Consider the following 26,042-nt stretch of genomic DNA (forward strand, 5'->3'; position numbering starts at 1 on the left):
CGAACCCTCCCGGCTGCGTGGAGATTTGCTAAACGGGTGAGGGACTTGATTGGTTCATCGGAGCCGAACACGGTCCACCGCTTGCCAGCGCCGCCGCGCCTCGCCACTGTCCCCGCCAACACCCGGGGGACCCAGATGCCGCAGACGACCAAAGCCCAGACCCGAGCGCGCGTGGTGCTCGCCGCCGTCATCGCCGCCGCCGCACTGTGGATCGGCATGGCGTTCGTGCCGGCCGTGCTGTGGGCGGGCGTGCTGGCGATCGGGGTCGAGCCGCTGCGCGTGTGGCTGAGCGCCCGCCTGCCCCGCCCCACGCTGGTCGCCGCGCTGCTCACGCTGGGCGTGCTGCTGATCGTGCTGATCCCGCTGTCGATCGCGATCAGCCAGGCGCTGGTCGAGGCGCAGTCGGTCGCCGCCTGGATCGCCGATGCCCGCCTCCACGGCGTGCCACTGCCCGACTGGGTCGCGCGCCTGCCCTGGGGCCGCGAGCAGGTCACCGCCTGGTGGAGCCTCCATCTCGCCACCCCCGAAGCCGCCGCCGCGGAGTTCGGCAAGCTCGACCATTCGCTTTGGCGCAGCCATTCGGGCGCGCTTACCCATACGGTGATCCGCCGGGTGGTGGTGTTCGGCTTCACCCTGGTCGTGCTGTTCTTCCTGCTGCGCGACCGCGACAATATCGTCCGCCAGCTCGAGCGCGGCGCGACCCGCGCGTTCGGCGATGCGGGCGACCGGCTGGGCCGCCAGATCTTCGCGGCGGTGCGCGGCGCGGTGGACGGCATGGTGCTGCTGGGGCTGGCGCAGGGCATCCTGATGTCGATCCTGTTCGTGATCGGCGGGGTGCCGCACCCGATCCTGCTCGGCCTGTTCTCGGGCTTCGCCTCGATCATCCCGTTCGGGCTGGCGGTGGTGCTGGTGCTGGCGCTGCTGCTGCTGCTCGCCAAGGGCGCGGTGATGGCGGCGATCATCGTCGGCGCGATCGGCTATGCGCTCAACTTCGTAATCGACCATTTCCTGCGCCCGAGCCTGATCGGCGGCACCACGCGCCTGCCCTTCGTCTGGGTGCTGATCGGCATCCTGGGCGGCGTGGAGACGATCGGGCTGCTCGGCCTGTTCGTCGGCCCCGCGGTGATGGCGGCGCTGGTGCTGCTGTGGCGCGAATGGGTGGCCGAGGGCGATATCGGCGGGGCGGAGGCCGGGCACACGGCGGAACTGCGGCCGTGAGCGCGGGGCGCGGGAGAGCCGAGGGCGCGTGCTCAGGCCGGGATCTCCGGCACGCGCAGGGAACGGCTGGAAATGGTGGCTAGCGGACCCGCCTACTCATAACAGCAAGGCGCACAATTCGCGTTTCGGCCGCATTAGAGAGACAGGTCAGTTCCGCTCGTGCCCGTTCCGAAACGGGCGCATCAACGGCCTCATGGGCGCACGCTCGATGGCGCCGCCGCTCCCAATGCCGTTGGTCGCCTCGGAGTTGCGATGCAGCCTCTGCGCCCTTGCTGGCGCGAAGGCCCCGTTCCGCAAGCCTCAGCTGGCGCTGCAGCTTACGCTCTGTCTCGTTGTTGAAGGTTTCGGCTAGACACAAGCTGTATGGTCGCAAATCGTCGGGGCTCGACTGAGTACATTCCCGGGGGCCGATCTCGGCTTGGAACGCCAGCATAGCCACCCAGATCTCGATCACGAGCGAGTCCCCCAGTCCACGAGTTTCAGACTGCCTGAGAAGATCAACGTCCGCAATTGGGGCGACAGCAGACGAGCCCCCCCTTGCCCCTTGCCCCCGCCCCCGCTTTCCGCTAAGGCCGCGCGCTTCCAAGCACACAGCTCGGGAACCATGCGGGAGGCGGCCTCTGGTCGTCGCTTGTACCGCTCGACTTGAAAGAGAGTGACATGGCTAAGAAGATTACCGGCTATATCAAGCTGCAGGTGGCCGCCGGCGCCGCAAACCCCTCGCCGCCGATCGGCCCTGCCCTGGGTCAGCGCGGCGTGAACATCATGGAATTCTGCAAGGCGTTCAACGCCGCGACCGGTGACGTCGAGAAGGGCACGCCCCTTCCCACCGTCATCACCGTCTATGCGGACCGTAGCTTCTCGTTCGAGACCAAGACGCCCCCGGCGACCTATCTGCTCAAGAAGGCGATCAACCTGAAGTCGGGCTCGAAGGAGCCGGGCAAGGCTGTCGCGGGCAAGATCAAGCGTTCGCAGCTGTCGGAAATCGCCCAGGTCAAGATGAAGGACCTGAACGCGAACGACATCGAAGCCGCGACGAAGATCATCGAAGGTTCGGCCCGCGCGATGGGCCTCGAAGTGGTGGAGGGCTGATTCCATGGCAAAGCTGACCAAGAAGCAGAAGACCTGGACCGTCGACCCCGTGAAGCTGCACGGCGTGGATGAGGCGATCGCGCTGGTGAAGCAGTATGCGACCGCCAAGTTCGACGAGTCGATCGAAGTCGCGCTGAACCTCGGCGTCGATCCGCGCCACGCCGACCAGATGGTCCGCGGCGTCGTCACGCTGCCGGCCGGCACCGGCAAGACCGTTCGCGTGGGCGTGTTCGCCCGCGGCGCCAAGGCCGAGGAAGCCCTGGCTGCTGGCGCAGATGTCGTCGGTGCGGAAGACCTGATGGAAGCCATCCAGGGCGGCAAGATCGATTTCGATCGCTGCATCGCCACCCCGGACATGATGGGCCTGGTCGGCCGCCTCGGTAAGGTGCTGGGTCCGAAGGGCCTGATGCCGAACCCGAAGCTCGGCACCGTGACCATGAACGTCGCTGAGGCCGTGAAGGCCGCCAAGGGCGGTCAGGTGGAGTACCGCGTCGAAAAGGCCGGCATCATCCACTCGGGCATCGGCAAGGTGAGCTTCTCGAACGAAGACCTGCGCCGCAACTTCGACGCGCTGGTCGATGCGGTCGTCAAGGCCAAGCCGGCGGGCGCCAAGGGCAAGTACCTCCAGAAGGTCGCCCTGTCCTCGTCGATGGGCCCGGGCGTGAAGGTCGACACGACCGAAGTCGCCGCCGCCTGATCCTTCGGGAACCAGACAAACGGAAAGGGCTGGGGAGCGATCCCCGGCCCTTTTTGTTTGCGCTCCCTAAAGCCCTCTCCCGCCTGCGGGAGAGCCCCCCATCCCCCTCACCCTTCCCATCGCTGGCGCGATGGGCCCCTTCCCTCTCCCACAAGGGGAGAGGGAATTTCGATCCCCGCTCCCTCTCCCCTTGTGGGAGAGGGAGGGAGCCGCGAAGCGGCGGAAGGGTGAGGGGGATGCCGGACAGCCGCGAACCATGCCAATGTGCAACCGTTTGCAAGTCTCTGCATTGCCGTAACGCCTTAGTAACAAAAGCCCTCGCCCGTTTCACCACATTGCAATCAAACCGACACGGCGCCGTTCCGACTCCCCGTTAGGGGCGCTCCCACAAGACCAATAAGGGTCCAGGGAGAATCCAGTCATGCAACCCCATTCCGCGCTGCTTCGCGCGACCTCGGCGCTCGCCCTCACGCTGGCCACGCTCGCCCCCGCCTACGCCCAGACGACTCCGCCGCAGGACGACGCGGCCGGCACCGACGAGATCGTCGTCAACGGCAGCTATGCGCGCAGCCTCGCCGCCGCGACCGAGGCGAAGCGCCGCGCCGAATATGGCCTGGATTCGATCAGCTCGACCGACATCGGCAAGTTCCCCGCCCAGAACGTGGCGGAAGCGCTCCAGCTCGTCACCGGCGTCGCGATCACGCGGCCGCGCGGCGAGGGCCTGTACGTCTCGGTCCGCGGCCTCGGGCCCCAGTTCCAGAGCACGCTGCTCAACGGCCGCCCGGTCGCGCTCAACGACCTGATCGAAAATGGCGGCGCCAATGGCCGCCAGTTCCGCTTCGAGATGCTGCCCGCCGAGTTCGTCGCCAATATCGACGTGGTGAAAACCCCCACCTCGGACATGACCGAGGGCGCGCTGGGCGGCAATATCGACGTGCGCACCTTCCGCCCGTTCGACGTCGGCAACAAGGTCACCGCCAACCTGCGCGGTACCTACACCTCGCAGACCAAGAAGGTGAAGCCCAACGCGACGCTGATCGGCAGCCACACCTTCGGCGACACCTTCGGCATCCTGGTCGGCGCGCAGTACTGGGGCAAGGAGGTCCGCAACGACCGCTTCATGAACTTCGGCTGGAACCTCGACAAGTTCACCAAGGCCGCCCAGGGCGGCCTCCAGTCGGGCCTCTACACCCCCACCCGCACCCGTCCGACGATCGAGACCGAGGATCGCAAGCGCATCTCGGGCCTGGTCTCCGCCCAGTGGCGCCCGACACCCGAGCTCGAGACCACGCTCGACGTGCTCGCGACCCGTCTCGACGTCGCCTATGACGAGTTCGGCCTCGACATCTATCCGGACGACACCAGCGTCGCCGGCCACACGCCGAAGATCGTCCCCGGCTCGGTCAAGCTGGACGGCAACACGGTGGTCGGCGCGACGATCAACGACGTCCGCTTCATGGCCAGCCGCGAATACAGCCTCAACCGCCACGACCTGCTGACCATCGGCCTCAAGCAGACCTGGAACCATGATCGCTTCCATGTGACCGCCAACCTCAACTGGTCGTCGGCGCACAGCTTCCACCCGAGCAATGCCGAGGGCACGGTGCGCAGCCGCGCGATGTTCTTCGCGCCGTTCACCTATGACGCCTCGGGCGGCTACAAGGTGCTGCCGACGATCACCACCACGGTCGATCCCAACAACCCGGCCAACTACCAGCTCTACACCTTCAACATCGCGCCGAAGAACAGCAAGGACTGGGACAAGTTCGCCCGGCTCGACACCGCCTATGACGTCGGCGGCTTCCTCCGCAAGATCGCGGTGGGTGCGGAATATCACTGGCGCAAGCGCGATTACTGGCGCCGCGACTTCACCGTCAATCCGGCTGCCGGTACCCCGCTCAGCTCGCTCGGTGCGGGCGCCTATCAGGCCCTGCCCTATGACGACTTCCTCAAGAACGTCGACGGCAACCTGCCCCGCACCTGGCTCGCCCCGGTGACCTCGGGCTATTACAACGCGCTGTTCACCAGCGCCGTCGCCAACGCGCCGCTGACGCCGAGCGACCAGGCCGCCTCGTTCAAGACGACCGAGAAGACCGCCTCGGGCTATGCCCGCGTCGACTATGGCACGACGCTCGGCGGCGTCGAGATCCTCGGCAATGTCGGCATCCGCTATGTCCATACCGACCAGAACGCGACCGGCTTCCTGCGCACCGGCAACGTGATCACCCCGGCCGCCTTCCCCAAGACGTTCAACGACTGGCTGCCGAGCTTCAACCTCAAGGCCGATCTCACGAGCACGCTGGTCGCCCGCTTCGCCGCGAGCCGGGTGCTCACCCGCCCCAACGTGACCGACAGCGCCCCGCGCATCACCCTGTCGACCGACGCGCCGACCGCGAGCGGCGGCAACCCGCAGCTCCTGCCCTTCCTCGCCACCCAGTTCGACGGCGCGCTGGAATGGTATTTCAACCCGCGCGGCGCGCTCACCGGCGCGGTGTTCTACAAGGCGATGGACGACTATATCACCGCGCAGAACGTCAATATCGACATCCCGGGCCGCGGCACGGTGCTGCTGTCGACCCAGGTCAATGGCGGCAAGGCCAAGGTGTACGGCGTCGAGGCGGGCTACAACCAGGTGTTCACCTTCCTCCCCGCGCCGTTCGACGGCCTCGGCATGCAGGCGAGCTATACCCACACCTCGGTCAAGGCGAACTACACCGCGGGCGCGCGCCCGATCGTCGACCAGCTGATCGGCCTGTCGAAGAACAGCTTCAACGTGGTCGGCTTCTACGAGAAGGGCCCGCTCTCGACCCGCCTCTCCTATGTGTGGCGCGACCGGTATCTGTCGGGCACCGGCAGCACCACCCAGGCGCCGACCTATACCGCGCCCTTCGGCACGCTGGACGGCAGCATCGGCTACAAGCTGCTGCCCAACGTCCAGCTCAGCGTCGAGGCGATCAACCTGTCGGGCGCCAAGCTGTACACGTACAACGACGACCCCAACCGCTTCGGCGAGATCAATTACTACGGCCGCACCTTCCTTTTCGGAGTACGCGCCGAGTTCTGATCGGGACACGATCGGAGACAAGCGAAAGGGCCGGGAGCGATCCCGGCCCTTTTTGCACTGACCTATGCGCATCGGGTCCGCACGATGTCCCAAATTCGCGCTGATGTTGCACGGGTGAAATATTGACGCGAAGTGCTGAAATCTGGAGAGGATGCGCACGACCAAAGGGGGATAACGTCCATGAAGTTTCACTTGCTGGCGGTGGTGCCGCCCAGCCTGATTCTCGCCGCCTGCTCCGGCGGCGGCGGCGGCACGGGGCCTGCCACTTCCGCGCCAGTAGCGCCCGCAGCACCGGTACCGGCACCAACCCCCACGCCGACGCCTACGAATACGTCCCTGGCCGGCCCGCTGGTCAGCGAAAGCTTCGCAGCGAATGCGGCGCGGGCCGCCGCCACGTTCACGGATGCGGGCGGCAGTGCCGGAACGGCGAGCGGCGGCGATCTCCAGATCCGCTATGACGCTACGGATGGGAGCTATACGCTCACCAGTGGCGCGCGCAGCCAAACCTTCGGAAAATCGGGCACCAAGCAGCCGGGCTCCATCTCGTCTGTCTACACGGTCACGACCGGCAGCACCGTCGATGCGCTCTCGCTCACCCGGAAGGCCGCATCGGGAAGCGCCTATGAATATGTCGCGGGGGGTGTCTGGCAGACTGCGACAACGAATGGCAGCAGCGTGGATGGTTCCGTGAACGTGTTCACCTACGGCGTCACGACCCCCAACACGGCGCTGCCCCGCACCGGATCCGCCGGCTACGCGCTCGACGCGCTCGGGGTGTTCAGCTCGAAGCAGGAGCTTGAGCCCAACACGCTCAGCGGCACCGGCACGCTCACCGCGGATTTCGTCACCGGGAAGATCACGACCGGTGGCGATTTCGCCCTCACACGCCCCAGTAAGGGGCCGAGCGGCTACACCGGCCGGTGGTCCGGGACCGGCGCAATCGCCGCGTCGACCAACAGCATCAGTGGCGCGATGACGGTGTTCGCCTACGCGCAGATGGACGGGGGCTTCAACGGTCGTTTCTATGGCCCTGCCGCGAACGAGATCGGCTTGTCGTTCTGGGGAACGAGCAGCACGGGCGAAGCCGTTGCGGGCGCGCTGATCGGCCGCCAGAGCGCCGGCGTCACCTCGGCGCAGAAACTCGCCGACCTCAGCAAGGACACCAGCTTCGGCATGGGGACGAGTGCGCTGAGCATTTACGAAACCGATGCGTCAGGCCTAACCAGAGGCTCATTCGGTGCACTGCGCGCATCGAGCGTCGTCGGGTCCTCGTCTTCGGTGAAATATGTCGCCAGCTCGGGTGGATATGCGATCGAGACCCAGCGTCTCGACCTGGACGACATGTCCGTCGTCAAGTACGACCAGCCCGCCGTCACGACGGCCGACAAGCTCGCGGTCCAGAGCGATCCGAACTTCACCGCCTATCGCACCAAGGCGCCAAGCGGCGAGCCTGTGGACGTCAAGATCTATCGTCCCGGCGGCGGCAACGCCGAACTGGCGCTTTCCTATCTCAGTTTCGTTTGGACAGAGACGCTGTCGGTGCCCACATCGGCAGGGAGGTCGACCCAGCGGACCGCCTATGTCCCGTTCGGCTACGAAACCGCCGCGAGCCAAATCCCTGTGACGGGCAGCGCGACCTTCAACGGCGTGCTGTACGGCACGGGCGTGTCCAGCGCGGGCCAAGGCAGCGTCTATTCGCTGACTGGAACGTCCAAGTTCGAGGTGAACTTCGCGGGGTTCAGCAACGGCACGCTTACCCTCGTGCCCGTCGGGAAGAACCTTGCGACCGGCAGCTCGGTGAATTTTGGTTCCTTCACCATCAATGTCTCCCGATCGATCGGGGACAGCTTGGTCGGCTATGGCAGCAACAGCCCGAGCTTCTCCGGCCGTTATTATGGACCAAATGCCGAAGAATTCGGCGGCGCCTTTCAACTGACGCCGGATGTCGTCGGCAACGGCACTACGCTCACCGGCATCGCCCTCGGCAAACGGTAATCGCATCGCGAGCCCACAGGGACCGCGAGGAAGGGCCGGGAGCGATCCCGGCCCTTTTCGCATAGCAGGGCCTCACCCCCCGAACATCCCACGCAGAAGCTTCAGCCCCACCTTGTCCTGCCGGACCAGCGCGGCGTCGATCAGGGCGATCCGCGAATTGCAGATCGCGAGCTGCGGTCCCTCGCGCTTGAGCGCCTGGTCGAACGCCGCCCGGTCGAGCCGCGCGCGGACCATCGCGTCCTGCAGCAGGGTCGGCGGAATGGTGTAGCGGTTGGTGTCCTTCACGTCGTCGGCCGGCGGCATGCCGGTGCGGATCGCGCGGGCGAGCAGGCCGTAGCGCCGGTCGTGCAGATCGCTCGGCCCCGCACCGCTGTTCCCGCCGTCGAGGAGCGCGATGCATTCCTCGGGCGCGGCGCGCTCGGCCCAACGGAGGCGGGCCTCGTAAAACGCCGCATAGTCGAGCACGAGCTTCTCGTCGCCATCGCGCAGCGCGCGCGTCATCAGCTTCGAGAGGATCGAGCCGCTCGTCTGCACGAACCCCTCGAACGTCAGCCTGGAGTCGCCGCCGCGCTGCGCCCGGGCAACATTCCATTCGCGCTGCAGCCGCGCATAGAGCGCCGGGTTGACCGTCTGCAGTTCGGCCACGGTCAGCTGGCCATTGGTGTACCGGTTGAGCAGCACCTGCAGATCGTGGTTCACGTCGATCAGATTGGGCATGGGTGGCACCACGGGTGCGTAGGTGGCTGACCGTATGGCCTTCTCTCGCAGGTCCTCGTAGCGCTGGCGGCTGTAATCCTCGCCATGCCCACACATCATCGCGCCGAAGAAGAACAGCAGCGGCAGAAATGACGCCAGGCCGCGCAGACTGAACTCGCGCGTCTGCTCGATCGGCTTGTCCAGCGCATTGTTGCACCGCCGCTGGTACCAGTCGCCGAACGGATAGGCCGCGTCCCGCAGGCGCTGGCTGTGCTCGACCCACCAGTTGTACGACGTTTCGTCCAGCCCGGTCACGATCGTCGGATGATAGGTCCGGCAATAGGCCAGCATATATTCGACCCCGGGCCCCGCCCTCCAGGCATCGATCCAGCCGCGCAGCCCCGAGGGCGGCGCTTGCCGCAGCCGCTGCAGATTCCGGTACATGCGGCGGTTCTGCGCGCTTAGTTCGACCTCGAAGAACCGATCCCTGGCGCGCTGCAGGATCCAGTTGACCACCGGCGGACGGTGCAGCTCGGTATCGGTGCTGTCCCAGCGGAAATAGGCGATCGCCGGGTCGATCATCGGGTCGCTGCGCGGCGTCCCCTGGGCGATGGTGTCGGCGAAGAAGCGCTCGACATTGTCGGCATGCGCCAGATTCTGCATCGCCGGATCGGCGAGGATCCGCTCGGCCAGTGCCGTCATCTCCTCCTGCGAAACGCCGCGGTTGCGGTCGAACACCATCGCGTGCAGCGCCTGCAGCGCCTCGAAATCGGCCTGCCCGCGCAGGTCCGGCGCAACGTCGGGCGGGGGAAGATCGGGGGCCGGCGCCGCGGCGACCGGCTCGGGCGCGGCCGTGTCCGCCACCGGCGCGGGAGCATCGCCCGCATCCGGCTCGGCCTCCGCGGCCGCCGCGGGATCGGACTCGGCGTCCTCGGCGGCCTCCGCCTGGGGCTGCTGCTCCGCCAGATACATCGCCCAGTCGCGCGCGTGGCGCAGCGCGGCGAAGCCTTCGGGATCCGTCTCCGGATCCATCGCCTTCAGCAGCCGCGCATAGGCCTTGCGGATCGCCCGGGTGTCGTCGGTGGGATCGATGCCCAGCGTTGCCCAGGGAGCCATCACAGGTAGCGCTCGCCTTCGATGGCATCCAGCTGATCGGTCACCAACGCCATCGCCTCGGCGATCGCGCGGGGATCCTGGGTGGCGAGAACGCCTTCGAAATGGGCGAGCAGCTGCCCTGCGAGCGCGCGCCGCTCGCCGACGAAGGATTCGAAGCAGCGCTCGGCGCGGGCGATCAGCGCCTGGTTGGCCGCCTGGTCGCGCGGGTGGATCTTGAGCGCGGCCAGCGCGGCGCGGCGTTCCTCCGCCTCGGCCGCGTCCAGCCCGTCGCCATCATTGATGACGACCAGGCGCTTCTCGCCCGTGGCGGGCACGGTCACGTCCACTTCGAGCAGCCCGCTCACGTCATAGGTGAAGCGGCAGTCGATCGCGATCTCGCCGGCGGCACGCGGCGGCACCGCGATCTCGACGCTGCCGAGCTGGATGTTCGCCGCCACCGTGCGCGCCTCGCCCTGGTAGATGCCGAACTCCACCTTCTTCTGCTGCGCATGCGCGGTGACGAAGCGGTGGACGCGGCTGGCGGGCAGCACCGTGTTGCGCTCGAGGATCGGCTGGAACAGCCCGCCATGCGCGGCACCGCTGGCGTCGCGCGCCATCACGTCGACGCCCAGGCTGAACGGGCAGACGTCGGTCAGGCGGATCTCGGCCAGGTCGGCCCTGCGCTCGCGCAGGCCCGCCTGCACCCCGGCACCCAGCGCGATGGCATGGTCCGGGTGGACGGTGGCGTTGGGGAAGCGCGCGAACATCCGCGTCACCGCCTTGCGGACGATCGGCATCCGGGTGGCGCCGCCGACCAGCACGATCTCGCTCATCGCATCGGCGTGCAGCTTGCTGTCGCGCATTGCGCGGAGCACCGGCTCGCGCAGCCGGTCGAGCAGCGGCGCGGCGGCCGCCTCGAACTGCTCGGCGGTGATTTCGGTCGACAGCAATTCGTCCTGCCAGACGATGTCGAAGGTGGCGCTGTCGGCCTCGCTCAGCGCGCGGCGGGTGCGCTCGGCGGCGGCGCGCACCTGCTCGCGCAGCTTGGCCTGCGCCGTGCCGAGCGGCAGGCGCAGCCGTTCCTTGGCGATGCCGGCGATCACTTCGTTGAAATCCTCGCCGCCCAGCCGGTTGTCGCCGGCCGAGGCGCGCACCTCGATCACCCCGTCGAAGATCTCGACGATCGAGACGTCGAAGGTGCCGCCGCCCAGGTCGAAGACGAGGAAGGGGTCGCGGTCCTCGCGATCGGCGATGCCATAGGCGAGCGCGGCGGCGGTCGGCTCGTTGACCAGCCGCTCGACCTGGAGTCCAGCCAGCTCGCCGGCGCGGCGGGTCGCCTTGCGCTGGCGGTCGCTGAAATAGGCCGGCACGGTGATCACCGCGCTGGTCACCGCCTCGCCGCAATGGCGCTCGGCATCGGCCTTGAGGCTCTTCAGCACCAGCGCCGAGAGTTCTTCCGCGGTGAAGCGCGTGGTGCCGAACAGGATCGGCTTCTGCGTGCCGATCAGCCGCTTGAACGCGGTGGCGGTGCGATCGGGATATACCGACTGGCGGTCGCGCGCGGCCATGCCGACCAGCACGTCGCCATCGTCGGTGAGGCTCACCGCCGAGGGAGTCAGGAAATCGCCCAGGCTGTTGGGGATCAGTTCGGGCGCGCCGTCGCCCCAGCGCGCGATCGCGCTGTTGGTGGTCCCAAGATCGATGCCTACAATCACGTATATGCCCCCCTCGTCACCCCGACGACAGGGATATTCTAGAGGGCTTTTCCCAGGCAACCGACTTTTGCCGCGCGAGGCCGATGGCGGGATTAACCCCGTTCGCGCCGGCAGAAAGGCGGTCGGCACGCCGCGGGCGCGGCTCCAGGCGGCCGAAAGTTAACTACGATTTCAGCATCTTGCTGCGCAAGTGCGTAGCGTACATGTCCCTACCGGCCCCGAAAGACAACGGTTACCGCACGCGCCTATCCCCGACGGCAGGGCGATGGTTCAGGGTCGTTGCCCCCCAATAAGCAACCACAAAGGGGTCGCACCTGATGAAAATGCTCCACCTGATGCTCGGCGGGTCACTCGCCGTGCTCGCCACGCCTGCCTTCGCCAACACCCTGCCCGCCGCAGCCGACAAGGCCCCGGCCGCCAAGCCCGCCGAACAGCACGCCCCCGCGCCTGCGCCGCAGAAGGAAAGCTTCTCCACCGGCGTCGCCAAGGCCCGCGACCTGCTCGACAGCGCGATCTCGACCAGCTCGCTCGACGAAGACGATGTGCTCAAGCTCTCCCCGCTCTCGGTCTCCGACCTGCTGCGCGACCTGCCCGGCGTGCGCTCGGATGCCTCGCAGGGCGAAGGCTATGGCAATATCTCGATCCGCGGCCTGCCGATCGCCTCGACCGGCAGCAAGTTCGTCCAGCTGCAGGAAGACGGCCTCCCCGTCCTCGAATTCGGCGACATCGCCTTTGCCAGCGCCGACACCTTCATCCGCTTCGATGCGGCGGTGGGCGAAGTCCAGGCGATCCGCGGCGGCTCCGCCTCGACCTTCGCGTCGAACTCGCCGGGCGGCGTGATCAACTTCCTGTCGAAGACCGGCCTCAACGCCGGCGGCACGGTGCAGACCACGCTGGGCCTCGACAACCGCTCCTACCGGCTCGACTTCGATTATGGCGCGCCGATCTCGGACACGCTGCGCTTCAACGTCGGCGGCTTTTACCGCCGCGGCCAGGGCCCGCGGGTCACCGGCTATGACGGCCAGGACGGCGGCCAGATCAAGCTCAACGTCACCAAGACCTTCACCGGCGGCTATGTCCGCTTCTACGGCAAGTACCTCAACGACCGGACGCCCACCTACGGCTTCGTGCCGATGCAGGTCACCGGCACCGACGCCAATCCGAGCTATGCCAGCATCCCCGGCTTCGACATGAAGCGCGACACGCTGCTCAGCCGCAACTTCAACACCATTATCGGCCTGGACGAGAAGAACGCGCTGAGCACCCAGAACGTCCGCGACGGCCAGCACCCGATCGTCAAGTCGGCGGGCATCGAGGCGCAGTTCACCCTGGGCGGCTGGTCGATCACCGATCGCTTCCGCTATTCGGGGATCAGCGGCAGCATCGTCAGCCCCGAATTCCTCCAATACGCCCCCGCCGCGGCGGTGATGGGCCGCGTCGGCGGCTTCGGCGGCACGCTCACCTATGCCACCGGCCCCAATGCCGGCAAGGCGATCGCCAACCCGGCGACGCTCAACGGCAACGGCCTGCTCGCCGCCGCCACCTATGCCAGCAACAAGTTCAACAGCCTGGATGACGTGACCAACGACATCCGCGCGACGCGCTCGTGGAAGCTCGGCGACGGCGAACTCACCGCCACCGGCGGCTTCTACAAGTCGCGCCAGACCATCGACATGACCTTCCTGTGGAGCTCGGTGATCGAGGACGTGGTCGGCGGCGGCAACGCCGCGCTGGTCGACGTGCGCGCGCCGGGCGGCCTGCAGATCACCCAGAACGGCTTCTACGGCTATGGCGCGGCGCTGCTCGGCGGCTGCTGCCGCCAGACGACCAACAGCAAGTACGACGTCAACGCGCCCTATGCCTCGGTCAACTACCATATCGGCAAGCTCGCGATCGGTGGCAGCCTGCGCTACGACATGGGCCGCGCCCAGGGCGTCTTCGCGGAAGCCCATGGCTTCTCGTCCTACGACATCAACGGCGACGGCACCCTCTCGGATGCCGAGAAGCGTACCTCGCGCCTCGCCCTCGCGACGCCGGGGCTGATCGACTACAAATACAACACCCTGTCCTACTCGGTGAGCGCCAACTACCGCGTCGCGCCGACCTTCTCGCTGTTCGGGCGCTACAGCCGCGGCGGCCGCGCCAATGCCGATCGCATCGTCTCGGCCCGCTATGTCGACTTCGCCACCGGCGGCCTGCGCCTGCCCAACGCCGCCGTCGACCATGTCAACCAGGCCGAAGGCGGGTTCAAGTACCGCACCGCCTCGACCATGCTCAACCTGACGGCCTTCTACGCGGAATCGCAGGACACCAACATCGATCCGCGCAACGGCCAGCCGATCGACCGGCTGTACCGCGCCAAGGGCATCGAGTTCGAGGGCGGCTATACCCGCGGCATCTTCGCCGTCACCGCCGGCGCCACCTATACCAGCGCCAAGATCGCCCGCGACGGCGTGACTCCGCAGCTGGTCGGCAACACGCCGCACAACCAGGCGCGGCTGATCTACGAGGTCACCCCGCAGATCAACGTCCACCGCTTCACGCTGGGCGCGGTGTTCATCGGCACCACCGGCAGCTACGCGACCGACGAGAACAGCCTGCGCATCCCGGCCTACACGACGACCAACGCCTTCGTGCAGGTCCGCCCGACCGACCGGCTGCTGCTCTCGGTCAACGCCAACAACCTGTTCAACGCCACCGCGATCACCGGCGTGCTGGACAGCACCATCCCGGCGGGCGGCATCGTCCAGGGCCGCACGCTGGCCGGGCGGACGGTGTTCGCCAGCTGCGGCGGCGGCGGCAACGGGAACGTGGTTGCCCCGACGCCCACGCCCACGTCTACCCCCACCCCGACGCCCACGCCCACGCCTACCCCGACGCCGATGCAGTCGATCACCTCGATCGCCAAGGCCGTGGTCGCGACGTTCGACGCCCCCTGGGGGCTGACCTTCCTGCCCACCGGCGAAATGCTGGTCACGGAACGTCCGCTCAACAAGGATTCGAGCGGGGCGACGATCGCGAACCCCACTGCCCCCGGCACCATGTGGTTGGTGACGCAGGCCGGCGTGAAGACCGCCATCGACGGCTTGCCCGCTTCGAATGTCGGGATGCTCTGCGTCGCGCTCGATCCGCAGTTCGCGTCGAACAAGCTGGTATACATCACCTATCTGGAGCGCGATCCCACCGCGACCCGATTTGGCCGCGCTGCCGCCGATACCTCGATCGATCCCATGGGCCTCGCGCTGTTCAAGGCCCGGCTGACGACCGACAGCACGGGCACGCACCTGGTGAGCGGATCGACGATCTGGCGCGGCACCAAGGTGGTGAGCGATCCCGGCTCGGGGGAACCCGGCGGCTATCTGACCTTCTCGCCGGATGGCGCCTATCTTTTCGTGGCGGTCGGCGACCGGCAGGAATTCGCGCCGGTGCAGGACATGACCAACACCCTGGGCAAGATCATCCGCCTCAATCCGGACGGCACCGCCCCGGCGACCAATCCCTTCGTCGCAACCGCCGGCGCAAAGCCGGAAATCTGGACCCTCGGGCATCGCAACCCGTATGGCCTCACCTTCGATTCCGCGGGCACCTTGTGGGAGCACGAGATGGGCCCGAAGGGCGGCGACGAGCTGAACATCATCCTGCCCGGCAAGAATTATGGCTGGCCGAACGTGTCGTACGGTAACAATTACGACGGCTCGCCGATCCCGAAGCCGGCCGCAGGCGACGGATTCGAGCCGGCCCAGCTCTGGTGGGATCCCGTGATCGCGCCGGCCGGCATGATCATCTATTCGAGCAACATCTTGTCGGCATGGAAGGGATATGCCGTCATCGGCGGCCTGCAGTCGCGCGGCCTCGTTCTGGTCAACCTGACCGGCGCACGTGCGACCGAAGCGGCCCGTATCGACTTCGCCGCTCGCATCCGCTCGATCGCCCAGGCGCCGAGCGGGGAAGTGTGGGTGCTCGGCGACGGTCCCAACGGCAACCTGTGGAAGGTCACGCCCGCGCCTTGATCTCGGGACGCACCTGCGTCCGCCACCCCGCCGCCGCGCGCAAGTGCGTGCGCGGCGGGCTGGCGTAACATTCCCTTATCCCCCCTCCCCGCTTGCCATCGCCGGCCAAGCTTGTAACACCGCGCGCGTCCTTCACCCTGGAGCCGCTCGCCATTCGCCAGATCGCCGCCTTGCCCTATCGTACCCTCGGCACGGGGGCAGATGCGCCCACCCAGGTGCTGCTGGTCACCTCGCGGGGGACCGGTCGCTGGGTGATTCCCAAGGGCAATCCCGGCACCGGCATCAGCGCGCACGCCGCCGCGATGCTCGAGGCCGAGGAAGAAGCCGGCGTGCAGGGCGTGATCTGCCCCACCCCCCTCGGCTCCTATCGCTATCGCAAGAAGCGCGGCAACGGCGCCTCGGTGATGGCGGATGTCGAGGTATTTCCCTTCGCGGTCACTCGCGAGCTCGATGCCTGGAAGGAACAGGATCAGCGCCAGCGCCGCTGGTTCGCGCTGGCCGAGGCGGCGGAAGCCGTCGACGAGCCCGATCTGCGCGACCTGATCCGCTCCTTCGGGCCCGAAGAATTTCGCGCCGCCACCCGGCGCATGGGGGTGCTCGGCACCGTCGTCCACAAGTCAAAGGTCAATCGCATGTTTGCGTGGTTCCAACGCCTGTTGCCCAAATCGGGCAATTTCTTCGAGATGTTCGAGGCGCATGCCGCCACGGTGGTCGCCGGCGCCGATGCGCTGGCGCGGCTGCTGCAGGATGGCGGGCCCGACCATATCCGCGAAGTGATCGAGCGCGAGCATGACGCCGACGAGATTACCCGCCAGGTGCTCCAGACGGTGCGCGTCACCTTCCTCACCCCCTTCGATCGCGGCGCGATCACCGCGCTGATCGGGTCGATGGACGACGCGATCGACGAGATGCAGGCGACGGTGCGCGCGATCGACCTGTACGAGATCCGCCATTTCGAACCCGAGATGAAGGACATGGCCGGCATCGTCATCGATGCCGCGCGGCTCACCCTGGAGGCGATGCCGCTGCTGCGCGACGTGGCGAAGAACGGCGCCCGGCTGCACGAGCTGACCGAGCGCCTGGTCCGCATGGAAAGCCATGCCGACGACATCCACGCCGCCGGCCTCAAGCGCGCCTACAAGGAACTCGGCCCGCAGGATCCGCTGCAGTTCGCGGTGATGCGCGAGCTGTACAAGCATCTCGAGCGGATCGTCGACGCGTTCGAGGATGTCGCGAACGAGATCGACGGCCTCGTCATCGATCACGCCTGATCCATCATGCACGAACTTGCCCTGCCGCTGCTCATCGGGCTGATCCTGGTCGCGCTGGCGTTCGATTTCCTCAACGGCCTGCACGATGCGGCGAACGCGATCGCCACGGTGGTCGCGACGCGGCTGCTCAAGCCGGTCCATGCGGTCGCCTTTGCGGCCTTCTTCAACTTCGCGGCCTATTTCGTCACCATCGCCTTCCCCAGCATGCACAAGGTGGCCGAGACGATCGGCAAGGGGCTGATCGACCAGAATCTGGTGACGCCGGGCGTGGTGTTCGGCGCGCTGATCGGCGCGATGTTCTGGAACGTGGTCACCTGGCTCAAGGGCATCCCCTCCTCGTCCAGCCACGCGCTGGTCGGCGGCATGGTGGGCGCGGGCGTGGCGCATGCCGGGTTCGAGGGCATCCAGTGGACCGGGCTCAACAAGACGCTGATCGCCATCGTGCTGTCGCCGACCTTGGGCATGATCCTCGCAATGGCGATCATGCTGCTGACCAGCTGGCTGTTCCGCCGGGCGACCGCGAGCCGGGCGGAGCGCAGCTTCCGGGTGCTGCACCTGATCTCCTCGGGCGCCTATTCGCTGAGCCACGGCCTCAACGACGCGCAGAAGACGATGGGCATCATCACCGTGCTGCTCTATTCGACCGGCTATCTCCACGGCACGTTCGAGGTGCCGCACTGGGTGGCGATCAGCTGCTATGTCGCGATCGCGCTGGGCACGCTGAGCGGCGGCTGGAAGATCATCGAGACGATGGGCTCGCGGATCACCAAGCTGTCGCAGCACCAGGGGTTCAGCGCCTCGATGGGCGGCTCGATCATCCTGTTCGGCGCCTCGTGGCTGGGCATCCCGGTCTCGACCACCCACACCATCACCGGCGCGATCATCGGCGCGGGCACCGCCCGGCGCGCCTCGGCGGTGCGCTGGGGGGTGGCGAGCAACGTCGTCATCGCCTGGGTGATCACCATCCCTGCCTCGGCGGCGGTGGGCGCGCTGTTCTACGCGCTGACCCGGCTCTTCTGAGGCCGGCCTTGTAGAAAAGGGCCGGGATCGCGCCCGGCCCTTCCCCCCTCCTCAGAAGCCGAACGACAGCCGCAGATAGCCGAACTGGCCCGGCAGATCATAGGTCGTCGGGTCGAAATTGGCGCTCTGGCAGGTGTAGCAGGCGGGCGGCGACCGATCGAACAGGTTGTTGACGCCCAGCGTCAGCCGCGTGCGATGGTTCATCCAGGCCGGCGAGAAATAGGCCTGGAGATCGCCGTAGAACACCGCGCCCAGCCGATGGACGTCATCGCGCTCGTCGACCCCGCTGATGTAGCGCGCGGTGAACGCAATGCCGTAGCCCGGGCTCGACCAGTCGAGCGTCGCATTGCCCTTGAAGCGCGGATAGGCCTGGTCGGGGCTGCCGCGCTCGGTACCCGCATAGCGCAGCGCCGGCGCGCCGAGGTCGGCCGGCGGCACCACGTCGTAGCGGAGCAGATAGGCGGCGTTGGCGTTGAGGCCGATCGTGCCCTCGCCGATCTTGTGGGTGCGGAAGGTCAGCGTGCCGTCCAGCCCGTCGGTACGGATGCCGTTGAGGTTGAGCAGCCGCCCGCTGATCCCCGCGATGGTGCCGCTGCTGGTCCGGCGGATCGCCGCGCAGCTGACCGGATCGGCGTTGAACGCGCAGCGCCGCAGGGTGAGCGTCGCCGGCACCGAGTCGATCGCGTTGTCGAGCTTGATGTTGTAGTAATTGGCCTCGAGGCTGAACGCGCTCGACCAGGCCTTGGCCCAGTCCGGGCTGTAGACGCCGCCCGCGGTCCAGGTCTTGGAGGTCTCGGGCTTGAGCGCGGTGTTGCCCTGCGAGAAGACGCCGAGCTGGCCGCCGGTCGGCTCGTTGTAGCTGCCGTTTGCCGGCACGCCGTTGGCGATGCAGTTGGCGCGGACCGTCGCGTTGCTGGCGAACGCGCCGCCCGCAGCACTCGTGCACGGATCGTCGATCGTCGCGTCGAAGCGCGACAGCCCGGCATAGAGCTCGCCGATGCTCGGTGCGCGCAGGCTCTCGGCATAGCCGCCGCGCAGCAGCAGGTCGGCCACCGGCTTCCACAGGCCCGAGGCGGTGAAGGTGGTGTTGCTGCCGAACGACGAATAGTTCGAATGCCGCACCGCGCCGTCGAGCTCGAGCTTGTTGAAGAACGGCGTGTTCGCCAGGATCGGCACGCGCAGCTCGCCATAGATTTCGTCGACGTTGAAGCCGCCGCGCGCCGGACTGGTCGGTACGTCCGCGCCGAGGCCGGCGGTGATCACCGGATCGGGATCGTAGCTCGCATATTGGTCGCGATGCTCATAGCCGATCGCGACCCCCACCGGCCCCGCCGGCAGATCGAACAGCGTGCCCGAGAGGTTGGCGGTGGTGTCCCACATCCGCTGGCTGCTGCGGTCGCGCTCGTCGAAGGCGACATAGTCGATCATCGCCGGGGTGATCGAGCCGAGCCCGCCGAAGATGTTGAACGGCACGCACGTCCCCGTGCACGCGCTCACCGGCCCCAGCGCCTGCGCCAGCCGCGCCGCGTTGAGGTTGCCGGTGAACAGCTGCTTGGCATCGTTGATGCCGAAGGTGCCGTTGACGTCCCAATACCATTTGCGCCCGCCGACATCGAACGAGCCGTCGAAGGTCAGCGTGCCCGACATGGTGTCGACATTCTGGGTGAACACGCGCTGCCCGGCCTCGACCATGCGCCGCGCGATGTACGAGTAGTTGGCAGCACTCCCGTCCGCCCCCGAGGACAAGGTCACCCCGAACGGGTTGTACGGATTGGTCACGTCCACCGAGATCGTGTCGAGCAGATTGCCGTTGCCCGCGTCCGGCCCGATGTTGAGCGGCAGATACGCCGCCTGGGTGCGCGAATAGCGGTGGTTGTACAGCAGCTTGACCCGCATGTTGATGCTGTCGGTCAGCGCCTGCTTGAAGTTGACGAAGCCGCCATAGCGCTCCGACGGGGTCAGCAGATAGTTGAGCGGCGCGAAATTATAGCGGTCCGCATTGGTGAACGGCTTGAAGTCCGCCGGATAGCTCGGCCGCCCGGAGACCGGCGCGCGCAGCGCCAGCGTCTGCCCCAGCACCGCGAAGCGGCCATTGGGCGGCGTGCCGCTGCACCCGCCGATCGGATCGGTGCACGCGGTCTGCCCCGGATTGGGGAATTGCGAGATGGCGCGGTCGCCGGTCGAGACGCCGCCCTGCTTCACATAGCTCGCGCCGAACACCAGCGACGTGCCGGTATCGCGCGACTGGATGCCGTAGCTCGCCTCGTACTGCTGGGTATCGCCGTCCCCCTGGCGATACATGCCGTACTGGGCCGAGGCGCGCAGCCCCTCCTGCTGCTGCTTGGTGATGATGTTGATCACGCCGGCGACCGCGTCCGAGCCATAGAGCGGCGACGCGCCCGACTGCAGCACCTCCACCCGCTCGATCATGTTGACCGGCAGCGTGTTGAGGTCGACCGAGGCGGGGATGCCGCCCGCCGCCGAGCCGTTGACGAAGCGCAGGCCGTCGACGAGGATCAGCGTGCGCTTGGCGGCGAGATAGCGCAGGTCGACCTCGGCCGAGCCCGAGCTGACCCCGGTCCCGTCCGGCGGCCCGCCGACATTGCCGGCATTGTTGACCTTGGTGTTGAGCCCGCCCGCGGCGCTGGGCAGCCGCTGGAGCACGTCGGCGATGGCGGTGAGGCCGGTGCGCGCGATCTCCTCCTGGCCGACGGTGACGACCGGCTTGTCCTGATCGAGCGGGCTGCGCCGGATGCGCGAGCCGGTGACGACGATGTCGTCCTGCGGCGCCGCGGCGGAGGCGCCGGTGGTGCCATCCTGGGCAAAGGCGGGCACCGCGGCCATCCCCATGGCGAGCGCGAGTGCTACGAGACTGCAGGTCGGTCGTCGGTACGATACGTGCATGTGGTTCCCCTCGATCCAAGCCGTTTCCGTGGCGCACCCTCTCGGTTCTGTTTGCAACAAAACTGACGCATGGGGCGGGCTTGGCAAGGGGGCGATTGCGCAATTCGGTTAAAGATTGAAATTGTGTTGCCGTGGGGACACGGGTGACGATGTATGGCCCTCGCCGTTGAACGCAAACCGCGAGAGCCGTGGAGCATCATTTGCTCCCTGTTAAACAGATCGGCGGCGCGCCCGGCGTCTCGCAGAAAACTTAGGCGCAGAGACGCATCGTGATAGCATTGCGCCACCCAACTCCCCAGAAAAAACTATATTTCACTACAAGTGGACAGCCAAGAAACCTAATGGAACATTTGTAAGTTTGAAACAAGCTTACCGAACTTTCACCCCACAACGTTCAGATAAGAGAGCAGCACCGAAATTCTCCGCAACTTCTACAATGTAGGACTAAGCAAAATTCAACGTAATCAATGCATTTGCGAGAGCCTTCTTCAAAACCGGCGTCTCACCTTTCTGGGCTCGGGGAAGTCGCTGCAAGCCCTCCCCGGCATCCTTAATGCGCTCCAATAATCCACGAAGATCTGCACGAACCCCGTCATCAAGCTCATCTATTTTTTCTTCTAGAAAAGCTTCGATCAGCGGGGCAGATCGATAAAGATAAATTATTTCACTTTCTGGATTACCAAGCAGGCTACCGAGATCATTAACGGCCTGCCTTATCTCGTTTAAGCTAATGTGCGCCTTAGCTTTAGAATTTTTTCTAAAAAACAATCGAGCTCGTTGATCTAGAATCTGAAATGGCGAGTACGTTAAGCCACGCTCGGCTGCGCAGCCTAATGCGGTGTTCAGATACGTCTCGGCGTTATCCAGATCATCAACCTGCATGCGTGACATAGCATACTGAAGCCAAAACTGGGGATTGTTCCTAATAAACTGAGCCTTCGCAAGTCTCTTATAGACCCTCGATATCAGCCTTATTCCATCCTCGTTGTCGCCAAAAAGACGCGTAAGAAATCTAAACTTCATTAACTCCTTGAGATTCTCGCGAAATATATAACCCAGCCGATCATCTCCGGCCCCCTGGGCGGTCCTCTGAACTATGGTTGAATAAACGTCGACCAGAGTATCCCTGTCATCACTGACGTATTTGGTTCTTAGTATATAGTCGGCGAGCTGAGTAGAAGTTATGATGTGCCACTCTCGACCGTCGAAAAACAACTCCGCTAACTCACTTTCTTTAAGATCCACGCGAAGTCGATTCTCATCTATGTCCAGCCACGCCACCAAAGATTCCCAGGACACATGCTGCTGACAGAGTGCAGAAATCAAAAGAGCCGCAAACGTTCTTTGATAACCCCCGTCTTTAAGAAAGAAAGTAACGATTTGATTTATTTTCTCCGCGATACGCGAACTGCGAAACAGAGCCAAAATAATAGATCTATTCTCAGAAGCACAGTCTTTGGTGAGAAACTTTATTCTGTCCTCATGAGAGAGAGCTATGCGCTCCTCCCAAAGACCCCACCGCTCTAAAGACGAGTCCCACTGATCGATCTCCTCGATTGTGAGCTTATTTAAATCAATCTGCTGACTTGCCCCTCCCAGTCGATTGCAAAGCTCACGATATGCAACCTCACCCGGATCACCCCTCATGCAACAGACGATGATCGAGATAGCATTTAACCGCTTTCCTATATATTCAGCAGCAATCCTATGCCTAATAACATCGTCGATAAGGTACGCGACTGGTTGCCCACTCGCCAAAAGACGATCGAGCTCTCCGAACGCCTCCTGCAGCCCTGACGATACCTCCACCACTGTATAGCCAGATGAAAGAAGCTCTACACCCAGCTGCTGGATAAATACACTCTTCCCGTTGCCCAGATCCGACGTTATCATAAATCTGTTGACGCCGGATTTTGGCCTTTTCACGATAGTATCGATAGCTTTTGGGCGACGTATAGAGTACAGCTCGCCATTCATTGAACCTTCTATCAGCTGTCTCTGATAAAAGGCCGATTCAAACCTGCCAGTTATTATTAGCCTGACAAAATCGTCCGCGTCTATTTCATTAGCTGGTGGCGTATTTTCAATTATTTCGATGAAGTTGTAATGTTCATCTCCTGTGGAATTTTGCTTAGCCGCAGAAACAGCGGCCGAGAATCCCGCCATACCAATTGCATGCACTTCGCCAAATTTCTGTAGGCGGGCCTGAGAGAATTCTGTTTCTTGCTCTCCAGTTATTATGAGAGTCTTATCCCTAAACGCATGACCTGCCTCAATAAATATCCTAGCGACTTCCAAATCGCGAAGCGAGTATCCGATAATTACTATGTATTTTGCAGCAAAAAGCTCGTTTTGCAGTTGCGCATAAAGCTCTCTATTATCTTCATGCAGTCTAAGATAATTCCGTTCGGATAGCACTAAACGGGGATCGACAGTTCGCTCAAGCATGTCGCGCGCGCGCCCGTGCATATAGTATATTGGTAGCAAATCGACCGACCGCTCAAGGCTGTGTGACGTCGGCGTAATCACCTGCCTAGCGCTACTAGGCAAGCTTGTTTCAATGACGTCGTCAAAATTAGTCGTGAATATCGATCGCCATGGCTGACGAACTACACTAACTTGCTGATCACTTGGCTGACAAAGCGTCAACCTAGACAGCAGCAGCTTGCGCAGCTCAAGATTTAAATCAGCACGATCCTCGCAATAATCCGCTATATCCGCGAGATTATTAACTGGCTCGCCCTGAAGACCAATTGCGTTCTTAATTTCAACAATCAATTCCGACGTACTCGGCACATCTTTGCCGTTGTGGTCTTTCCCGGCTGTAGCGAATCCAGCACCTAACAGGCAGACAGCTCCCCCCGATACAACTGCCTCACAGACATTACTGATGAAGGTGTGGTCGCTACTCATGTGGTTCCCCTTATGGATTTTTTACTTTAACCGATGGGCGATAGAACGCAACCTTGAGTAGGTTGTGGTTCAATTGCACCCGACGGCCACACACCCCGGCGTCTAATGTTTCCTCCGCCATCGTGGACAAACTGATCTAGCCGACGCGTTTGGAGCTCCAAAGCATGTAGGAACCACGATCGGCGCGAGATTTGTCGACAGCTTTCAACCAGCGCGGGAGCACGCTGACAAATTATCGGACGACTGAGCCAATGAGTTCTTTTTGAACGAAATTCGCGCGCCGCCCCTACCCCTTCTCCCGCCGCAACCGCCGCTCCACCCGGTCCAGCTCGCGCGACAGCCGCGCCAGCGCCTGCTCGCGGGGGATGCGCGGCACGGCGAAGCCGGTGTGGGGCCGCCCCTCGACGATCTCCGGGCGGCGATAGCCGAGCAGCAGCAGCGCCTCGCGCGGAGTCATCAAGGTGAGCGGGTCGGTCTCGTCGACGGTCTCGCGCCATTCGCCCAAATCCTCGCCGGTGGGGTCCAGCGAGCGCAGCGCATTGTCGAGCAGCGCGAGTTCGAGCCGCTCATAGCCTTCGGCCAGCGCCGCCTCCATCGCGCGGGCGAAGTCCGCCGAGCGCCGGCGCCGGGCATAGATGGCGTTCCAGCCGATGCCGGTCGCCTCTGCCGACAGCCGCACGTTTGCGGTGGCGGCGAGATGGGCGAGGAAGCGGCGCTCGCCCTCGGTGGTCAGCACCCCCTTGGGGGCGCGGCGCACCTGCACCGCGCGGCCGCGCGAGGCGCGCACGCTATACTCGCCGCCGCCGGTGCGCGCGGCCTCGCCCTCGGGGGTCGGCGACGGCGCGCCGGCGGCGAGCTGCGCCTGGGCATAGGCGAGCGCTGCGTCCCATTGGCTCGCGAAATCGGGGTTGCGCGCGCGGCGCTTCTGGAAGGTCTTGCGCGTCTGCCCCGCAGCCTCGGCGGCCAGGGTCACGTTGGCGGTGCGGCGCAGCGCTTTCAGGAAGCGCTGGTTCTCGCGGGTACGATCGGCCTTGGTGCCGCGCATGGGCATGCCCTCCCCCCTGGGTTTGACGGACGCGGGGAAGATGGGTGTTCCGGTTTTGTTCTGCAAGGGCCACCTTCAGATCCTCCCCCGGAGGGGGAGGGGGACCGCCGCCGCAGGCGGTGGTGGAGGGGTGTCCCCGCTGGTAGGGAGGTCCGTCCCACGGACGGGGACACCCCTCCGTCAGGCCTGCGGCCTGCCACCTCCCCTTGCAGGGGAGGATCTTGTGTCGGGGTGCCCCTCCTGGTCGAGTCGGCAAGGCCTCCCTTCAGATCCTCCCCCGGAGGGGGAGGGGGACCGCCGCCGAAGGCGGGGGTGGAGGGGCCGCCGCGGCACGCGGCGGGGTCCGGCGCGCTCGGCACACCCCGCGCCTGGCGGCGCGGCCCCTCCACCCCGCCGCTGGCGCGGCGCGGCCCCCCTCCCCTGCGTGCGCAGGGGAGGATCTGCCCTCCACCCTTGACTTGCCCTCCGAATCCGCTACTAGGCGCGCTCCTTCTTCGGAAGGAATCCGTCCGAGACAGCGAGGGACCGGAATATGCCGGTCTTGATCAACTCGCCTAGACGGGGACAGAATTTACCGGCGGCTTGGCCGGCTCTCTAGCGCGATTGCGCGGGTGGGTCCAAGCGTTCCGGGTCACGCCCCAGGGACAAGCGCCCCGGCCTCGTGACGATCCTTCCCCTCGGACAATTTGAGCCTGGCCCGCGTTTGCGCGCGGGTCGTGAACCGGGGTTGCCCCTGTCCGCTTCGTGCGGGGAACGGGCAGCCTCATGTATGAGGAGACCGGCATGGATCGTTCCCAGAAGGCCGACGCCGTTGCCGAGCTGAACCGCACCTTCAACGAGGTTGGCGTGGTGGTTGTCACCCGCAATCTCGGCATGACCGTCAAGCAGTCGACGGACCTGCGCAACAAGATGCGTGCAGCCGGCGCGACCTATAAGGTCTCGAAGAACAAGCTCGCCAAGATTGCCACCCAGGGCACCGATTATGCGGTGCTCGCGGACCTGCTGACGGGTCCGACGGCACTGTCCACCTCCGTCGATCCCGTGGCTGCGGCCAAGGTGGTCTCGGACTTCGCCAAGACGAACGACAAGCTCGAAATCGTCGGCGGCGCGATGGGCAATGTGCTGCTGGATGCGGCTGGCGTGCAGGCACTCGCCTCGCTGCCGTCGCTGGACGAGCTGCGCGGCAAGCTCGTGGGGCTCATCGCAGCACCCGCGACCAAGCTCGCCACCATCACCCAGGCACCGGCGGCGCAGATCGCCCGCGTGCTTGCGGCGTACAGCGAAAAGCAGGCTGCCTGAGCTTCGGC

At 65.3% G+C, this 26,042-nt stretch carries 14 protein-coding genes; 9 read left to right on the forward strand and 5 right to left on the reverse strand.

The features are described from left to right. The first annotated feature begins 135 nt into the window (after window positions 1-135). The 5 genes from BM009_RS15740 to BM009_RS15760 all read left to right on the forward strand — a co-directional run bounded on the left by BM009_RS15740 (window position 136) and on the right by BM009_RS15760 (window position 8,066). Window positions 136-1,218, forward strand: a complete 1,083-nt coding sequence (locus tag BM009_RS15740) for an AI-2E family transporter (protein ID WP_175488067.1) — start codon at window positions 136-138, stop codon at window positions 1,216-1,218. 660 nt (window positions 1,219-1,878) lie between these two features. Further along, the gene (rplK, locus tag BM009_RS15745; protein ID WP_093297642.1) at window positions 1,879-2,310 is read left to right on the forward strand and encodes a 50S ribosomal protein L11; all 432 of its coding nucleotides are present in this window, start codon (window positions 1,879-1,881) and stop codon (window positions 2,308-2,310) included. A 4-nt stretch (window positions 2,311-2,314) separates the two neighbouring features. Beyond that, a complete protein-coding gene (gene rplA, locus BM009_RS15750) occupies window positions 2,315-3,007 on the forward strand; it encodes a 50S ribosomal protein L1 (RefSeq protein ID WP_093297643.1) in 693 nt (230 codons plus the stop codon). A 421-nt stretch (window positions 3,008-3,428) separates the two neighbouring features. After that, entirely contained in the window at window positions 3,429-6,071 is a 2,643-nt protein-coding gene (locus BM009_RS15755) for a TonB-dependent receptor (RefSeq protein WP_093297645.1), read from the forward strand. 180 nt (window positions 6,072-6,251) lie between these two features. After that, the gene (locus tag BM009_RS15760; protein WP_093297647.1) at window positions 6,252-8,066 is read left to right on the forward strand and encodes a transferrin-binding protein-like solute binding protein; all 1,815 of its coding nucleotides are present in this window, start codon (window positions 6,252-6,254) and stop codon (window positions 8,064-8,066) included. A 72-nt stretch (window positions 8,067-8,138) separates the two neighbouring features. Here BM009_RS15760 and BM009_RS15765 read toward each other — a convergent pair whose 3' ends face one another. Further along, window positions 8,139-9,878 carry a hypothetical protein gene (locus BM009_RS15765; RefSeq protein ID WP_093297649.1) on the reverse strand — a complete coding sequence of 580 codons (1,740 nt, stop codon included), beginning with the start codon at window positions 9,876-9,878 and terminating at the stop codon, window positions 8,139-8,141. Beyond that, window positions 9,878-11,572 carry an Hsp70 family protein gene (locus BM009_RS15770; RefSeq protein ID WP_093297651.1) on the reverse strand — a complete coding sequence of 565 codons (1,695 nt, stop codon included), beginning with the start codon at window positions 11,570-11,572 and terminating at the stop codon, window positions 9,878-9,880. Before BM009_RS15770 ends, BM009_RS15765 begins: the two co-directional genes overlap by 1 nt. 317 nt (window positions 11,573-11,889) lie before the next feature. On the opposite strand from BM009_RS15770, the gene BM009_RS23170 reads away from it, so the two are divergent. The 3 genes from BM009_RS23170 to BM009_RS15785 all read left to right on the forward strand — a co-directional run bounded on the left by BM009_RS23170 (window position 11,890) and on the right by BM009_RS15785 (window position 17,873). Further along, the gene (locus tag BM009_RS23170; protein ID WP_093297653.1) at window positions 11,890-15,582 is read left to right on the forward strand and encodes a TonB-dependent receptor domain-containing protein; all 3,693 of its coding nucleotides are present in this window, start codon (window positions 11,890-11,892) and stop codon (window positions 15,580-15,582) included. A 170-nt stretch (window positions 15,583-15,752) separates the two neighbouring features. Then, a complete protein-coding gene (locus tag BM009_RS15780; RefSeq protein ID WP_175488068.1) occupies window positions 15,753-16,853 on the forward strand; it encodes a DUF47 family protein in 1,101 nt (366 codons plus the stop codon). Window positions 16,854-16,859: 6 nt separating this feature from the next. After that, the gene (locus BM009_RS15785) at window positions 16,860-17,873 is read left to right on the forward strand and encodes an inorganic phosphate transporter (RefSeq protein ID WP_093297655.1); all 1,014 of its coding nucleotides are present in this window, start codon (window positions 16,860-16,862) and stop codon (window positions 17,871-17,873) included. A gap of 51 nt (window positions 17,874-17,924) precedes the next feature. On the opposite strand, the gene BM009_RS15790 is transcribed toward BM009_RS15785, so the two are convergent. The 3 genes from BM009_RS15790 to BM009_RS15800 form a co-directional block, all read right to left on the reverse strand. Then, the gene (locus BM009_RS15790) at window positions 17,925-20,777 is read right to left on the reverse strand and encodes a TonB-dependent receptor domain-containing protein (RefSeq protein ID WP_093297657.1); all 2,853 of its coding nucleotides are present in this window, start codon (window positions 20,775-20,777) and stop codon (window positions 17,925-17,927) included. Between the two features lie 444 nt (window positions 20,778-21,221). Next, complete coding sequence (locus BM009_RS15795) at window positions 21,222-23,690, reverse strand: SIR2 family protein (protein WP_093297659.1); 2,469 nt, start codon at window positions 23,688-23,690, stop codon at window positions 21,222-21,224. 286 nt (window positions 23,691-23,976) lie between these two features. Then, window positions 23,977-24,741, reverse strand: coding sequence for a hypothetical protein (locus BM009_RS15800; protein ID WP_093297661.1), 765 nt, complete (start codon window positions 24,739-24,741; stop codon window positions 23,977-23,979). A 777-nt stretch (window positions 24,742-25,518) separates the two neighbouring features. Here BM009_RS15800 and rplJ point away from each other — a divergent pair. After that, a complete protein-coding gene (gene rplJ / locus BM009_RS15805) occupies window positions 25,519-26,034 on the forward strand; it encodes a 50S ribosomal protein L10 (protein WP_064314118.1) in 516 nt (171 codons plus the stop codon). Window positions 26,035-26,042: the final 8 nt, after the last annotated feature.

Origin of the sequence: Sphingomonas sp. NFR04 (genome assembly GCF_900114095.1) — a bacterium.
In the GTDB taxonomy this organism is placed as follows: Bacteria; Pseudomonadota; Alphaproteobacteria; order Sphingomonadales; family Sphingomonadaceae; genus Sphingomonas.

Coding starts and splice junctions, on each gene's coding strand:
- BM009_RS15740 (WP_175488067.1), top strand. CDS start 136: ATGCCGCAGACGACCAAAGCCCAGACCCGAGCGCGCGTGGTGCTCGCC.
- rplK (WP_093297642.1), top strand. CDS start 1,879: ATGGCTAAGAAGATTACCGGCTATATCAAGCTGCAGGTGGCCGCCGGC.
- rplA (WP_093297643.1), top strand. CDS start 2,315: ATGGCAAAGCTGACCAAGAAGCAGAAGACCTGGACCGTCGACCCCGTG.
- BM009_RS15755 (WP_093297645.1), top strand. CDS start 3,429: ATGCAACCCCATTCCGCGCTGCTTCGCGCGACCTCGGCGCTCGCCCTC.
- BM009_RS15760 (WP_093297647.1), top strand. CDS start 6,252: ATGAAGTTTCACTTGCTGGCGGTGGTGCCGCCCAGCCTGATTCTCGCC.
- BM009_RS15765 (WP_093297649.1), bottom strand. CDS start 9,878: ATGGCTCCCTGGGCAACGCTGGGCATCGATCCCACCGACGACACCCGG.
- BM009_RS23170 (WP_093297653.1), top strand. CDS start 11,890: ATGAAAATGCTCCACCTGATGCTCGGCGGGTCACTCGCCGTGCTCGCC.
- BM009_RS15785 (WP_093297655.1), top strand. CDS start 16,860: ATGCACGAACTTGCCCTGCCGCTGCTCATCGGGCTGATCCTGGTCGCG.
- BM009_RS15790 (WP_093297657.1), bottom strand. CDS start 20,777: ATGCACGTATCGTACCGACGACCGACCTGCAGTCTCGTAGCACTCGCG.
- BM009_RS15795 (WP_093297659.1), bottom strand. CDS start 23,690: ATGAGTAGCGACCACACCTTCATCAGTAATGTCTGTGAGGCAGTTGTA.
- BM009_RS15800 (WP_093297661.1), bottom strand. CDS start 24,741: ATGCCCATGCGCGGCACCAAGGCCGATCGTACCCGCGAGAACCAGCGC.
- rplJ (WP_064314118.1), top strand. CDS start 25,519: ATGGATCGTTCCCAGAAGGCCGACGCCGTTGCCGAGCTGAACCGCACC.